Annotated in this window: 13 protein-coding genes and 1 pseudogene; 5 read left to right on the forward strand and 9 right to left on the reverse strand. The window is 46.0% G+C overall.

Annotation, left to right across the window (positions count from 1 at the left end):
• Positions 1–25: 25 nt before the first annotated feature.
• On the reverse strand, positions 26–2,482 hold the full coding sequence (locus tag ACVC7T_RS06545) for a heavy metal translocating P-type ATPase (protein ID WP_394731895.1): 2,457 nt from the start codon (positions 2,480–2,482) through the stop codon (positions 26–28).
• A 155-nt stretch (positions 2,483–2,637) separates the two neighbouring features.
• Here ACVC7T_RS06545 and ACVC7T_RS06550 point away from each other — a divergent pair, with 155 nt between their 5' ends.
• Both ACVC7T_RS06550 and ACVC7T_RS06555 read left to right on the forward strand, forming a co-directional pair.
• Complete coding sequence (locus tag ACVC7T_RS06550) at positions 2,638–3,387, forward strand: tRNA1(Val) (adenine(37)-N6)-methyltransferase (RefSeq protein ID WP_447262678.1); 750 nt, start codon at positions 2,638–2,640, stop codon at positions 3,385–3,387.
• Positions 3,377–3,649, forward strand: coding sequence for a GIY-YIG nuclease family protein (locus ACVC7T_RS06555; RefSeq protein WP_447262679.1), 273 nt, complete (start codon positions 3,377–3,379; stop codon positions 3,647–3,649). The genes ACVC7T_RS06550 and ACVC7T_RS06555 overlap by 11 nt, the downstream gene beginning before the upstream one ends.
• Positions 3,650–3,663: 14 nt before the next feature.
• Here the strand turns inward: ACVC7T_RS06555 and ACVC7T_RS06560 are convergent, their stop codons facing one another.
• From ACVC7T_RS06560 to ACVC7T_RS06570, 3 genes are all read right to left on the reverse strand, one after another.
• Positions 3,664–4,275, reverse strand: a complete 612-nt coding sequence (locus tag ACVC7T_RS06560) for an FMN-dependent NADH-azoreductase (RefSeq protein ID WP_447262680.1) — start codon at positions 4,273–4,275, stop codon at positions 3,664–3,666.
• Positions 4,276–4,349: 74 nt separating this feature from the next.
• Positions 4,350–4,760, reverse strand: a complete 411-nt coding sequence (locus ACVC7T_RS06565; protein WP_447262681.1) for a GNAT family N-acetyltransferase — start codon at positions 4,758–4,760, stop codon at positions 4,350–4,352.
• Between the two features lie 130 nt (positions 4,761–4,890).
• The gene (locus ACVC7T_RS06570; RefSeq protein ID WP_105123540.1) at positions 4,891–6,462 is read right to left on the reverse strand and encodes a DEAD/DEAH box helicase; all 1,572 of its coding nucleotides are present in this window, start codon (positions 6,460–6,462) and stop codon (positions 4,891–4,893) included.
• A gap of 349 nt (positions 6,463–6,811) precedes the next feature.
• Between ACVC7T_RS06570 and rplS the strand changes: the two genes are divergently transcribed.
• Positions 6,812–7,159, forward strand: coding sequence for a 50S ribosomal protein L19 (gene rplS, locus ACVC7T_RS06575; RefSeq protein ID WP_011921928.1), 348 nt, complete (start codon positions 6,812–6,814; stop codon positions 7,157–7,159).
• 101 nt (positions 7,160–7,260) lie between these two features.
• Here the strand turns inward: rplS and ACVC7T_RS06580 are convergent.
• Both ACVC7T_RS06580 and ACVC7T_RS06585 read right to left on the reverse strand, forming a co-directional pair.
• A pseudogene (locus ACVC7T_RS06580) lies at positions 7,261–7,827 on the reverse strand (dihydrofolate reductase family protein).
• 79 nt (positions 7,828–7,906) lie between these two features.
• Positions 7,907–9,244 (reverse strand): hemolysin family protein, encoded by a 1,338-nt coding sequence (locus ACVC7T_RS06585; RefSeq protein ID WP_105160591.1) that lies wholly within the window; start codon positions 9,242–9,244, stop codon positions 7,907–7,909.
• A 126-nt stretch (positions 9,245–9,370) separates the two neighbouring features.
• On the opposite strand from ACVC7T_RS06585, the gene ACVC7T_RS06590 reads away from it, so the two are divergent.
• Complete coding sequence (locus tag ACVC7T_RS06590) at positions 9,371–10,153, forward strand: ABC transporter ATP-binding protein (protein WP_105110443.1); 783 nt, start codon at positions 9,371–9,373, stop codon at positions 10,151–10,153.
• 57 nt (positions 10,154–10,210) lie between these two features.
• Here ACVC7T_RS06590 and ACVC7T_RS06595 read toward each other — a convergent pair whose 3' ends face one another.
• Genes ACVC7T_RS06595 through ACVC7T_RS06605 form a run of 3 tightly spaced genes read right to left on the reverse strand, consistent with a single transcriptional unit; the run spans position 10,211 to position 13,319 of the window.
• Entirely contained in the window at positions 10,211–12,211 is a 2,001-nt protein-coding gene (locus ACVC7T_RS06595; protein ID WP_105160592.1) for a cation:proton antiporter, read from the reverse strand.
• 37 nt (positions 12,212–12,248) lie between these two features.
• Positions 12,249–12,791, reverse strand: a complete 543-nt coding sequence (locus ACVC7T_RS06600; RefSeq protein ID WP_105160593.1) for a class I SAM-dependent methyltransferase — start codon at positions 12,789–12,791, stop codon at positions 12,249–12,251.
• Between the two features lie 9 nt (positions 12,792–12,800).
• Positions 12,801–13,319 carry a TetR/AcrR family transcriptional regulator gene (locus ACVC7T_RS06605; protein WP_024378110.1) on the reverse strand — a complete coding sequence of 173 codons (519 nt, stop codon included), beginning with the start codon at positions 13,317–13,319 and terminating at the stop codon, positions 12,801–12,803.
• A gap of 121 nt (positions 13,320–13,440) precedes the next feature.
• On the opposite strand from ACVC7T_RS06605, the gene ACVC7T_RS06610 reads away from it, so the two are divergent.
• Positions 13,441–14,259, forward strand: a complete 819-nt coding sequence (locus ACVC7T_RS06610) for a cation diffusion facilitator family transporter (protein ID WP_447262682.1) — start codon at positions 13,441–13,443, stop codon at positions 14,257–14,259.
• Positions 14,260–14,289: the final 30 nt, after the last annotated feature.

Raw genomic sequence — 14,289 nt, forward strand, 5'->3', positions numbered from 1 at the left:
GATGTAGAAATTGACACAAATTTGCTTAAATCAATTTTCTGGTCCGCAAACGCAGGGCATTGAGCAGGACAGATACAGAGCTGAGGGCCATGGCTGCTCCAGCCAGCATTGGATTGAGAAGGGGACCGCCGAAGAGATGGAGGAGACCCATGGCAATCGGAATGCCGATGACATTGTAGGCAAAGGCCCAGAAGAGATTTTGCTTGATGGTTTTCATGGTCAATTGGCTCAGTCGAACAGCCTTAGGAACATCCATCAAATCACTGTGCATGAGAACCAAGTCTGCCGTTTCGATAGCGACATCAGTACCAGAACCAATGGCAATACCAACCTCGGCTTGGGCCAAGGCAGGAGCATCATTGATGCCGTCTCCGACCATAGCTACCTGCTTGCCTTGGGCTTGTAGGGCCTTGACCTGATTGGCCTTGTCCTCTGGCAAGACTTGGCTGATGACGGTGTCAATTCCCACTTGGTCAGCAATGGCCTGAGCTGTTTTCTCATTGTCCCCTGTCAGCATGACCACTTCCAATCCCATCTGGTGCAAAGCCTGGATGGCTGCGTGACTGGATGGTTTTACTTGGTCAGCAATGGCAATGACTACCAACAAGTGTCCGTCTGCTGCCAGATAGACAGGCGTCTTGGCTTGGTTGGCGTAGGTTTCTGCTGTCGCAATGGCAGAGCCAAGCGCAATCCCAGACTCCTTCATCAGCTTTTCATTGCCCAACAAAATAGTCTGCTCTGCTATTTTCACCGACAAACCGCGACCGGAAAGGGCTTGGAAATCCTGACTAGGGAGAAGAGATAATCCAGCGTCCTCTGCGGATTTGAGCAGGGCTTGAGCCAGCGGATGCTCAGAGTATTGCTCCGCACTTGCTGCCAGCTGGAGAACTTCTTCCTCAGTGGCAGAACTGAAAACTGTCATGTCCGTCACTTGAGGTTTACCTTGGGTAATGGTTCCCGTCTTGTCAAAAACGATGGTGTCGACCTTTTGAAGGACCTCAACGGCTTGACCTGACTTGAAGAGGAGACCATTTTCCGCCCCCTTACCAGTCCCGACCATAATAGCCGTCGGTGTCGCAAGTCCCAGAGCACAAGGACAGGCAATAACCAGCACTGAAATAGTGATGGAAAGAGAGAAAATCCAAGGTTCTTGCCCCAAGGTCCACCATGCTAACCCAGATAGGAGGGCCAGGACCATAACAATCGGCACAAAAACCGCTGAAACACGGTCAGCCAGCTGGGCAATGGGCGCTTTAGAACCCTGTGCCTCTTCGACCAGCCGAATAATTTGTGCCAGAGTCGTATCTGCTCCAACCTTGGTCGCTTGCATTTGAAAGGCACCATGCTGATTGAGTGTGGCACCTACTACGCTATCACCGACTGCTTTTTTGACCGGCAAACTTTCTCCCGTCAGCATAGACTCATCCACGGTCGATTGACCTTGGAGAACTTTTCCGTCAACTGGAATTTGTTCACCCGGACGGACCTGCAAGACATCCCCAACTTGGACTTGTTCTAAGGGAAGGGTGACTTCTTGCCCGTCGCGGATTAGTCTGGCTGTCTTAGGAGCTAGGTTCATCAATTTCTTAATGGCATCGGACGTCCATCCTTTGGACAGGGCCTCCATGTGTTTCCCAAGGGTAATCAAGGTTAAAATCACAGCGGCAGACTCGAAATAGAGCTCGGGGTGCCCATGCGACAGATCCGCCTGACCTCTCGCAATCAGAACCGTCATAATCAGACCTTGCACAAGAGCTGCGCTAGTTCCCACCGCAATCAAGCTGTCCATATTGGGATGACCTGCAAACAGTGTCTTAAAACCTTTTTGATAGAAGGCGCGCCCGATATACATGACCGGCAGAGTCAGAAATAGTTGAACCAAGGCGAAAGTCAAGGGTTGATGAAGAAAGGCAGGTAAAGGTAAACCACCACCCGGTAACATTGGCCCCATGGCGATATAGAGTAAGGGCAGGGTGAACACAGTTGACCAGATAAAACGGGACCACAAATCTGATTGATGTTGTTCCTTACTATCGACAGCTGTAACAAGCGAATTTGTTTGTGGCAAGACAGCCTTGTAGCCAGCTTTTTCAACGGCAGACAGAATCGCAGCTGCATCTAAGCGATCCTTGTCATATGTCATCGTTGCCTTTTCCGTTGCCAGATTGACAGCCACTTCTTCCATACCAGCCAGTTTCCCTAGCGCCTTTTCTACCGTCATGGCACAGGAAGCACAGGTCATGCCCTCAATAGCATAGGTTTCTGTGATAAGGTTGCGGACCAAGCCATAACCAGCCTTTTCAACTGCATGACCAATGTCGCTAAGGCTCAAGACATTTTCATCAAAACTGACACTCAATTTTTCAGTTGCCAAATTGACGCTGGCTTCCTCTACTCCTACTAATTTCCCGACAGCCTTCTCGACCGTCAAGGCACAGGTGGCACAGGTCATTCCTTGAACAGGCAGGGTCATTTTTTTCATAGAATTTCTCCTTCGACTACATTTGTAATTATATTGTACAACAATTGACTACAATTGTAAACAAACTTGTTTTAAAAAATCCATTTGAAAGAAAAATCTAGACCTCCGTATTTCCTTCTCCACCTAAACAGCCTGCGATATGCTATAATAATCTCATGCACAATCCAGTTTTATTAGACGGAGAGCGGATTGACCAGCTCTTCTCGACAGATGTTCAGATTATTCAAAATCGGGAGGTTTTTAGCTACTCGATTGACAGCGTTCTTCTTTCGCGGTTTCCAAAAATGCCTGCTCAGAAGGGGCTAATTGTTGATCTTTGTAGCGGAAATGGGGCGGTGGGGCTCTTTGCTTCTACACGCACCAAGGCCCAGATTATTCAGGTTGAATTACAGGAACGCTTGGCGGATATGAACCGCCGTTCCATTGCCCTCAACGGTCTAGAGGAACAGCTTTCGGTCATTAATGACGATTTGGCTAATCTGCCCCAATATGATTTGCGGTCCAAGGTTGATTTGATGCTCTGCAATCCTCCCTATTTCAAGGTAGATAAAGAGTCAAACCTCAATGAAAGCGAGCATTATCTCCTAGCCAGACACGAGATTGCGACCAACCTAGACAGCATTTGTCAGGTAGCCCAACAGGTGCTCAAGTCCAATGGTCGCTTGGCCATGGTTCACAGACCCGACCGATTTTTAGATATTTTGGACACGCTGAGAACCTACAAGCTCGCTCCCAAACGTATCCAATTTGTCTATCCCAAGGCCAGCAAGGAGGCCAATATGTTGCTGATTGAGGCGATCAAGGACGGCTCGGTGGACGGTCTGCACATCCTGCCACCTCTGGTTGTCCATGAGGAAAACGGCGACTATACTCCTGCCATTCGTGAGATTTATTATGGAAAATAAGGCCTACTTGTATGTTTTGGAATGTGCCGACGGGAGTCTTTACACTGGTTATACGACGGATGTGGAGAAGCGGCTTGCTACCCACAATCGTGGAAAAGGGGCCAAGTACACCCGCGCACGCTTGCCTGTCAGCCTGGTCTACCAAGAAGCCTTTGCCAGCAAGCAAGAAGCCATGTCTGCCGAGGCTTTGTTTAAGAAACGCAGTCGGCAGAGCAAGTTAGACTACATCGCAGAAATGACAAAAAAACCTCGACCCAAATAGGTCGAGGTTTTGGTTTAAAATCTTTCTAAAATCCGATCAATTTTAGCCATTGCCTCTTCAAAAATAGCCTGAGCCTGGCTCGGATCAGCCGATTGCCCTTCGATAAAGACTTGATGAATATCTTCAAAGCCTAAAAATTCAAAGATAGACTTGATGTACTGGGCAGCTGGATCCTGACCTGCATAAACACCACCATTGGACTGGATGTGCAGGAGCTTTTTGTCCTTGACCAAACCGATAGAGCCTTCTGAACCATACTTAAAGGTCAGGCCTGCTACATTGATGGTATTGACCCAAGATACCAACTGACTTGGCACATTGAGATTCCAGAGAGGATTGACGACGACAATCTTATCAGCTGCAAGAAATTGCTGGGTCAAGGCATTGTAACGGTCCAATTGCTTTGCTTGTTCAGGACTAATATTCTCGCCTTTTTTAGCTGCTCCCATAGCCGCTAACAAGGATTTGTCCAAGGCTGGAATCTGGTCTTCAAAAACATCCACTACTTCTATCTGATCTTCTGGGTGCAAACTGGCGTAACGAGTTTGAAACTCTTCCAAGGCTCGTAAGGCGTAGGATTTTTGGGCATCAAGTGGGTGGGCTTTTACAATCAAAACGGTTTCCATGGTATTTCTCCTTTTATCACTAGTTATTGGTAAATGTATTATACTCCATTTAATTGGAGATTCAACTGATATCCTCAAGACTTCAAATAGGTGTAAGCAACACAGTCCAAACTTTCAACAGCTGTAAAGCCAAGTGCCTCATAAAAAGACTGTGTTTTCTCAGTATTGTCCGTCAAGAGATGGAGCTGATAGATCTCTGGAAAGTGTGCAATGGCTTGCTCTAAAAGAGTGCGACCAATTCCCTGACGTTGATAGGTTGGCAAAACCAAGATATCCTGAATAAAAACAATCGAATAACCATCACCAACTGCCCGCAAAAGACCCACTAGACGGTCACCGTCAAAGGCCGCAAGAACGAGCAGACTATGTTCCAAGGCCTTCTGTAACATGGTAGGCCGGTCAGTATAATTTGTCCAACCAACTGAATCATAGATTTCAATGACTGCTTGAAAGTCGAGTTGAGGATTTTGTTTGTAAGTAATCATGTCTTTCTCCTTTGTATTGTTTTTTAGAATACAAAGGCTTTATCCATTGTCAAAATGCCCATGGTCACCCCTCCTGTTTTTCTACTTCTACTATAACAAAAACTGCTCCAATTAGGAAGCAGTTTCAACTTTATCTCTCACCCTTATTGCGAATTACGAAGCCTGTTTGCTTTTCACTTGAGGTGCGTTGGTGTGGTTTTTTGTTGTCTTGACGGCGGTTATCACGTTTGAACTTGTCATCGCGACGGTTGCGGTCTCCACGGCGTCCTCCACGATCTCGATTGCGGTCACCATCACGACGACCACCGCGATCACGGTCGCGACCTCCACGTCCACCTTTACCCTTAGCTTGACCGGGTGCAAACTTGAATGGCAATGGTTTTTCACGCGCGATTTCCACTTCTGGCAAGCTATCTGGATCTTGTACGGTCAGGCTGAGTACGTATAGAGCAAGCTCTTCAGGGGTAAATTCGGCCGCCAACTTAACTGCGTCTTTCTTAAACTTATCAAAGTTTCCACGAATGGTCTCGTCTGCGAAGTCACGCTCAATCTTTTTCAAAGCAACTTTTTTCTTCGCTTCAAAAGCCTCTTCAGCGGTCGCAGGCTTGAGCCCCTTCATACGCTTCTTGGTCAACTCTTCGATGATAGCCAAGTAACCCATTTCATTTGGCGAAACAAAGGTGATCGATTGACCAGACTGGCCAGCACGACCTGTACGACCGATACGGTGTACGTAACTTTCAGGGTCTTGTGGAATATCGTAGTTGTAGACATGTGTCACACCTGAGATATCCAATCCACGCGCTGCAACGTCTGTCGCAACGAGAACATCAATTTGATCTCCCTTGAAATCGCGGATAACACGCAGGCGTTTATTTTGATCTAAATCTCCGTGAATCCCTTCTGCACGGAAGCCACGCAGTTTGAGTCCACGAGTCAATTCATCGACACGGCGTTTGGTACGACCGAAGACGATAGACAATTCTGGCTGGTCAACATCCATGAGGCGTGTCATAGTGTCAAATTTCTCATTTTCTTTGACACGGATATAGTATTGATCCACGTTGACGTTGGTCAATTCCTTGGCCGCAATCTTAACGTGCTCAGGCTCTTTCATGAACTTGACACCGATACGCTTGATTGGCTCAGGCATGGTCGCAGAAAATAGAAGGGTCTGGCGACTCGCTGGCACACGTTCGATGATGGCTTCAATATCGTCCAAGAAGCCCATGTTAAGCATTTCATCCGCTTCGTCAAGAATGAGGGTTTCAACTCCGTCAAGCTTGAGGGCTTTTCTCTTAATCAAGTCCAAGAGACGACCAGGTGTACCAACTACGATATGGGCACCTGAACGAAGGGCCTTGATTTGTTTTTCAATGCTAGAACCGCCGTAAACAGAGCGAACTTTTACACCCTTCTCACGACCAAATTTGAAGAGTTCTTCCTGACTTTGCACTGCCAACTCACGTGTTGGAGCAATAATTAAGGCTTGAACAGCTTGATTGTCGATGTCAATTTTGTTGAGGGTTGGCAGACCAAAAGCTGCGGTTTTCCCAGTCCCCGTCTGGGCCTGACCAATCACATCCTTGCCTTCAAGAGCAAGCGGAATAGTCTGCTCTTGGATAGGTGACGGTGTTTCAAACCCCGCCTTCTCAACGGCAAGCAAAATGTCTTCGGACAACTGTAAATCTGTAAATTTCAATGTTTTCTCTTTTCTAAAAGGCAGTGCGAAGCTACCTTATCTCACTTTTTTTGTAACAACTATTTCCACTGGCAGCGAACTAACCAGTATCAGACTTGCAACTTACCTAGTATACCACATTCTAAGCGTAAAGGTTGGCTTTTGCCTTGAAAATATTAATAATACGTTTTCATGATTTGTCCCAAAACCGAGCCCATCCTTCTTTCACTTTTTTCTAAAATCCAGCATATTTACTTTACAAATCTATCAAAATAAGGTAAAATATTCTTCGTGTGTAATGGACGCACAAAAATACAGTTTATCCGCTGGGTTTAAAAGCACCTATGATTGACAAAGATAGGAGAAAAAAATGAATCCATTGATCCAAAGTTTGACAGAAGGTCAGCTTCGTACTGATATCCCTTCTTTCCGTCCTGGTGACACTGTGCGTGTTCACGCGAAGGTTGTCGAAGGTAACCGCGAACGTATCCAGATCTTCGAGGGTGTTGTGATCTCTCGTAAAGGCCAAGGCATCTCAGAAATGTACACTGTACGTAAAATCTCTGGTGGTGTAGGTGTTGAACGTACATTCCCAATCCACACTCCACGTGTTGACAAGATTGAGGTTGTTCGTTACGGTAAAGTACGTCGTGCTAAATTGTACTACTTGCGTGCTCTTCAAGGTAAAGCAGCTCGTATCAAAGAAATCCGTCGTTAAGATAGTCCCAGAGGCTAGCTTAATCGGTAAAAGAAGAGGCATTCCAATCGGGATGCCTCTTCTTTTACCAAATTTTATTTAAAATCCTATATCCAGGATTTTTATTTTATCTCATAAGTTACAGCCAGCACCCCAGACTTCAGAACATGGCTCTCTTGAAGCTGAAATTCTGCTGCAATTCCCTCCAAGAGACGGAATCCACTACCGACAGATACAGGGGAAATGCTTAATCTCAATACATCTATTAGGCCTTCTTCCATGAGAAATTTAGCCAGGCGTGAGCTACCCAAAACCAGAATATCTCCACCTTCTTGCATTTTTAGCTGCTTCTACTATCCAACAATGTCACCTTTAAGCAAGGTCGTATTGTTCCAACCCGCTTTCTCTAGGCTGGTCGAGCAGACCAACTTTTCAACCTTCTCAATCCAGGCAGCATGGTTTCTCTCATGGTCACTAGCATCAGGATTGTCCAGCATAATCGGCCAGTAGCCATACATCATCTCATAGGTCTTTCGTCCCCACAGGATTGTATCGACAGTAGACAGGACCTGATTGGCTACCGCCTCCAATTCTTCATTGTAAGCTACAAAGCCAATATCCATGGTACCATTTGGTCCCTCAACCATGCCGTCTACTGACGAATGCAAAAATACAATCAAATTTCTCATAACACTTCTCCACTTTTCTTAATAAGCTATTAGTCTAGCCTATTTCCGATAAAAATGCAAAAAAAGAAGGACTAGTTTCCTAATCCTTCTCGTTTGAATCTTCTTCAATCGGTGTGATAAGAATCTTCAGCTTGGTCACACGACCATTTTTCACCTTATCATTGCTGAGAACCAGGTGGTGGCCCTTGCTGTCCACCTCAAAGGAAACTTTTTCCTCCTGGCTTGGAATGGTACCCACACCTGTCAGATAATAGCCGGCAATGGTATCCACATCATCGCTCTCCAACTCCATATCAAAATGTTCATTGAAGTCGTTGAGGGTCATATTCCCCTGAACGATAAAGGTATTGTCTGCAATTTCACGGACAAAGACTTCTGTCTTATCGGTCTCATCATCGATTTCACCGACAATTTCTTCCAGAAGGTCTTCCAAGGTAGCAAGACCAGCAACGCCACCGTATTCGTCCAGCAAAATAGCCATTTGGTTTTGGGTATTGCGAAGGGCCTTGAGCAAATCATCCACAAAAATTGTCTCCGGTACGAAGAGCGGTTCTTGCATGATGCGGCGAATATTGAGATTATCAAAGCCGTTGGTAAAGCCTTCCGCCAAGATTTTCTTTGTATGAATCAGGCCAATCACATTGTCCTTGTCGCCTTCGTAGACTGGGATACGAGAAAAGTTTTGCTTGAGAATTTCAGCCATAATGGCGGCAATTTCATCATCAATATCCACCATGAAAGCATCGGTACGAGGAACCATAACCTCACGGGCCATGAGCTCGTCCAGATTGAAAATCCCCTGCAGCATCTCGATTTCTTCCGCATCCAAGGTCTGCTCGCTCTTGGTCAAGATATACTCAATCTCGTCACGGGTCATCTGGTCATCCGCATCATCAAAATTCATAGGTGTGATACGGCTAATCAGGTTGGTCGCAGCTGAAAGCAGCCAGACAAAGGGGCTGACAATCTTGCCAAGAAAAATAATGACAGGAGCCGTTACAACTGCTAGATTTTCCTTCATATTCATGGCAATCCGCTTGGGATAAAGCTCACCAAGGACAATGGAAATAAAGGTCAAAAGTGCCAGAGCCAACCAATAGCCAGCTGTCTGAGCTGTAGCCGAATCGCCCAGCCACTGGGCCAAAATCGCACCTAAATCACTAGCCAAACTTGCACCCGAAAGAATGGAGATGAAGGTGATGCCGACTTGTATGGTCGATAAGAAGTTATTTGGATTTTCCAAGACGGAAACCAGGCGAATGTACTTCTTCTCCCCCTCGGCTGCCTTCTGCTCCACACGAGAGCGGTTGAGCGACACCAGGGCCATTTCTGAAGCCGAGAAAAAGGCGTTGAGCAGGGTCAACAAGAGCAAAACAAGTAATTGAATGTAAATGGTCTGACTACCGGGGTCTTCCATGATATGAATGTCTCCTAAAATAAAAGTTATAGCATTCCTATTATACCACAATTTCTAAAATTTGCTAGAAATGTGCTGAATCTTTCATTCTGTGGTAAAATAGTCAAAAAGATGAGGAGATGGGTCATGATTATTTCAATGAAAAATGTCAGCTACCGCAGACAGGGTAAAAACTTACTAGAGGACATCAACTGGGAATTCAAGGAAGGTGAGCGCTGGGCCATCCTGGGTCTCAACGGGGCTGGAAAATCTACACTGCTACGCATTCTCATGGCAGAATTTTGGAAATCGTCTGGGGACCTGGCTGTTCTCGGAGTTGAATTTGGCAGAGGGGACATCCCCAGCCTCCGTACAAAAATCGGTGTGGTTGGCTCCTTTCTAGCCGAACGTTTTCCTATCGACCTGACGGCAGAGCAGATTGTCCTGACAGGAAAGTATAAGTCCTCCATTCTTTACAAGGAATACGGTCAGGCAGAAATCGATGAGGCCACAGCCATGTTGCGGGAAATTCGTGCGGGGCATTTGATTGGGCGGACCTATGCTAGTCTGTCGCAGGGGGAGCGTCAGCTGCTGCTGATTGCCCGCAGTCTTATGGAAAATCCAGCAATTTTGATTTTGGACGAGGCAACGGTTGGTCTGGACCTCTTGGCTCGTGAGCGCCTACTCCAGCATATCGACCATATCTGTCAGCTACCGACGGCGCCTGCTATCATCTTTGTGACCCACCATGCGGAGGAAATCACCAGCAACTTCAGCCATGTCCTCCTGCTCAAGGAAGGCAAGGTTTTGACCCAAGGACCAAAGGAGAAAATCCTGACGCCTGAACTTTTGGGTGACTTCTATGGCAATCAGGTCGAACTGATTGAACTCGGGGAGGAACGGATTTTTATCAAGCCAATATTAGACTAAAAAACCAGGAAAACCTGGTTTTTTGCTGTTTATTTGAATTAGCTTACGAGCCCACTATTAAAATGAATCAAATTCCCGTAAACTGTAGCTTTCCAGCTGGTTGATATTGCGGCGAAGATCCTTGGCAACCTGATTGGAAATGAGCTGATCTGCCTCGTATTCCGCCACAATCTTCCTTTCCAAGTAAAATCCTCGCAGCAAATCCTCCAAATTATCCGGCTTGAGACGACCAATCAGGTCTTCTACTCGAACCCCTGCCAAGACAAGCTGGGACTGGTAGACCCGGTAGCGCTTGAGAATAGTCAGATAGTCCTTGGGATAGTTTGACTGGCAACTATTAAGGAAGGCAATGATATCAACCGTATTTGCAATAAACAAATCTGACAGGTCTGGATGACCATGTTGATTGTCAGCTTTCATCCGTCGTCCCTTGTTTTTCACCAATTCCACCCATTCATGGTACCACTTGGCCAGGACCCGGCGACCAATCATAAAGAGATAGGTCCAGGTAGCTACCAAGTCTCGGTTGATGTCCTGCTCCATTTCGCTGAGATAGGATTGGTAAATCCGGTAGGAAGACATATCCAACAGGCCCTCTTCAAACCGTTTTTCAAGACCAGCTCGTTCAATTTCTAGGATTTTCAAGCGTAATTTGGCAACTTCACGTCGTCGCTCCACAGGAATGAGCTGGCGTTGCAGATTTTCCATCCGCTTATAGTATTGACCGATAACTGCATAGATAGTACTAGGATTGTTGGCATGCTCCACATCCATTTCCAAGAGATCAATCACTTCCTTCAAAATCGCCAAGCGTGCGGGACCTTCTGGGATGGTCGCCTCTGTTCGAGGTTCTGCTAAAAGGGGCAGGACAAGGAGACCGGTCAGGAAACTAAAGAGGGTAACCATGCCGACCGTAAAGAGGATGAGACTGTAGGTTGTCTGATCTACTTCTGGCAGCAGGAGAATGGTTGCTATGGAAACCGAACCCTTCATTCCAGAAAAGGTCAAGATAAGCAGGTTCTTAAGTTGGTAATCGCCAGATTTCTTGACTAATTTCAACAGGAAAATACCCACAAAGCGAACTAGAAAGAGACTGGCAGTCAAGACCAAGACCGTTGTCATCAGCCAAGCATTACTGATGAAGGGATTCTTCAAGGCCGGCTGGACAATCCGGGTAAATTCATAACCAAAAATGATAAAGACAAAGCCATTGAGAATAAAGCTCAGAGTCTCCCAGATAATAAACGTCACTCGATCAACACGCGCATCAAAGAGGGACATTTTCTTCAATTGCTTGGACTGGAAAAGACCAGCAATCACGACGGCGATAATGCCTGACCCCCCTAGATAACTAGCTACTATATAGGCCAAGAGAGGCAAGGAAATTTCCAGCAATAGGACCCCAGCAACATCAGCCGCATCTAATTTTTCCAGAATAGAAACGGCCGCTCGGTGCAAGAATACAAAGAGCAAGCCAACAAGGGCACCAGCAAGCAAAACCCAGACCAATTGCCCACTGGCCTGCAGGAGGGAAAAGGTCCCGGTCGTCAAGGCCAGGATGGCAAATTGGAAGGCAACCAGGCCACTCGCGTCGTTGAGCAAGCCTTCCAGGGTCAGGATTTCTTCTAACTTCTTGGGAAACTTAAAGCGTTTGGACAAGGCCAGAAAGGCCACCGCATCCGTCGGAGCTAAGGCAGCTCCCAGGGCAAAGCTAAGTGGCAGGGGAATTTCCACTGGGAGAAGATATCCTGCCAAACCACCAATAGCCAGAGTGGTCAAAAAGACCAGAGGAAAAATCAAGTAAGCAATAGTGGACTTATGTCGCTTCAAACTCTCAATATCACTCTCCTGTCCCTCACGGAAGTTGAGGGGAGCAATGACCAGGGCCAGGAAAAGCCCGGCGTCAATCCCCACAGTCTCGTCACCAAACAAGGCACCGACCAGGACCCCCAAGAGCAGCTGGACAAAGGGCAGGGGCAGTTTTGGATTGAGCCTATAAAGGGTATTGGACACAATCAATAGAATCAATAAGAGTATCAAGATAAATGTATGACTGATAAAATCACCTCCGCTTTCTCAGTAGGATAGCACTAAACTACTTCATCCGTTCCACCATGACCAAAAACGGTGGAGTGTTGACTTGGTTGAGCGGTTTGTAGAGCATGGCTGTAAAGACGGTCTGGTCTAGCTGGCTGACAAAGTCTAAGACAGCATCCTTCTCAACCGCCCCACCCTCATGTCCATAATAAATCATGATGGCTAGGCGACCACCAACCACCAGTCTGTCAAGAACTTTTTCAATAGCTTGAAGGGTGGTTGCAGGCAGGGTAATAACTGACTTATCCGCCGAAGGAAGATAGCCCAGATTGAAAATTGCTGCCTTGCATTCCTCCACATACTTGTCTAGGTTTTCGTGCCCTGTCAAAACCAATTGGGCATTGGTCAAGCCAGCTTTTTCTAGTTTTTCAGCCGTTGTGGCCAGGGCTTGTTCCTGAATATCAAAGGCCACAACTTTTCCTGCTCGTTGGGCTAAAAATAGCGTGTCATGACCATTTCCCATCGTCGCATCGACCGCTAGGTCCTGGTCTGTTAAAATCTCATCTAAAAAGGCATGGGCCATGTGTAAAGGTCTAAGCATTTTCACTCCTTAAGCTAATAATCTTACATAATATTCGGTCAAGGTGGCTTCGTCCACCTTTTTGCGTTGCTGCAACCACCAGCTGACCGTCTCCACAAAAGTGGTCACAACAAAATGCACCAGCAAATCCTCTGGAAGATTCCCCTTGTCCTGCATGTAGTCTTCAACCACTTTTGGAAAAATGTCGTGTTTCAGCTCCGCTTCCAGTTCTCTTAGAAAATAGGCATTGCGGGACAACAAAAGGCTGGCAACACGATCTTGATTGGTCCGAAAGTGTTTGAAAATATGAGCCAACAAAGTCTTCACATCCGCATCTTCACGACCTGTAAATAAGTGGTGAAAGAGGTCATGACAAAGTTCTTCCAAAAGAGCCTCTTTACTGGCATAGTGGGCATAGAAAGTGGAACGCCCCACATCTGCCAGGTCAATAACATCCTGCACGCGCATGTCATCATAACCTTTATCATTTAATAAGGTCAAAAAAGCCTGAAAAATAGCTCTTTTTGTTTTTGCAATTCGTCTATCCATTTTTCGTACATTTCAAACAATTTGTTCAGAAAAAGACAAACCGTTTCTCTTGTTTCTAGTTTTTTGGCTCATTACAGTACATAATAAACCTATAAACAGTATAACACAGAAAGGGAATCTCATGTCATCTTCTAAAAATACATTTATCGCTTTTCTCCTCAATCTTAGCTTTTCTATCATCGAGTTTATCTTTGGCTGGCTCTTTGGTTCTAGCGCCATCTTAGCAGATGCTGTTCATGATTTGGGTGACGCCCTCGCCATCGGAAGCTCTGCCATCATGCAAACCTATGCCAACAAGCCTGCTGATAGGGTTTATCCCTTTGGCTACAAGAGATGGAATATTTTGGCCGCTCTCTTGACTTCTAGTATTCTGATTATCGGCTCCAGCTTGATCCTTGTAGAAAACATTCCCAATCTTTTCCATCCCAACCCTGTCAATCAAGATGGGATGTTGGTCCTCGGCATTATCGCTATCATCATCAATTTACTCGCTTCCCGTATTGTAAAAAATGGCCATAGCCATAATGAATCCATTCTCAGCTTACACTTTTTAGAGGATATATTGGGATGGCTGGCGGTCATCCTTGTTTCCATCATTCTTCAATTCACTGATTGGTACTTTCTAGACCCATTACTCTCACTCGGTATTGCTATCTTCATCCTCTCCAAAGCCCTGCCAAAAGCTTGGAACAATGTTAAGATTTTACTTGAAACCAGTCCGCAAGGAGTAAATCTTGAAGAAGTTAAAGGAGTCCTCCTGGCTCTTGAAAATGTTCACGAAATCACTCAGCTAAATGTCTGGACCATGGATGGATATGACCATTGTGCGACTGTGACGGTCAAACTGACAAATCCTGCTGTAGCAGACAAGACCAAAGCAAAAATACGGAATTCTCTCCATTCCTTTGGCATTATCCAGAGTACCATCGAAATTTTGTAAAAAAATTTTAAAAAATATCTCATTTTCCTC

This window comes from Streptococcus sp. P25B114, from assembly GCF_053010325.1.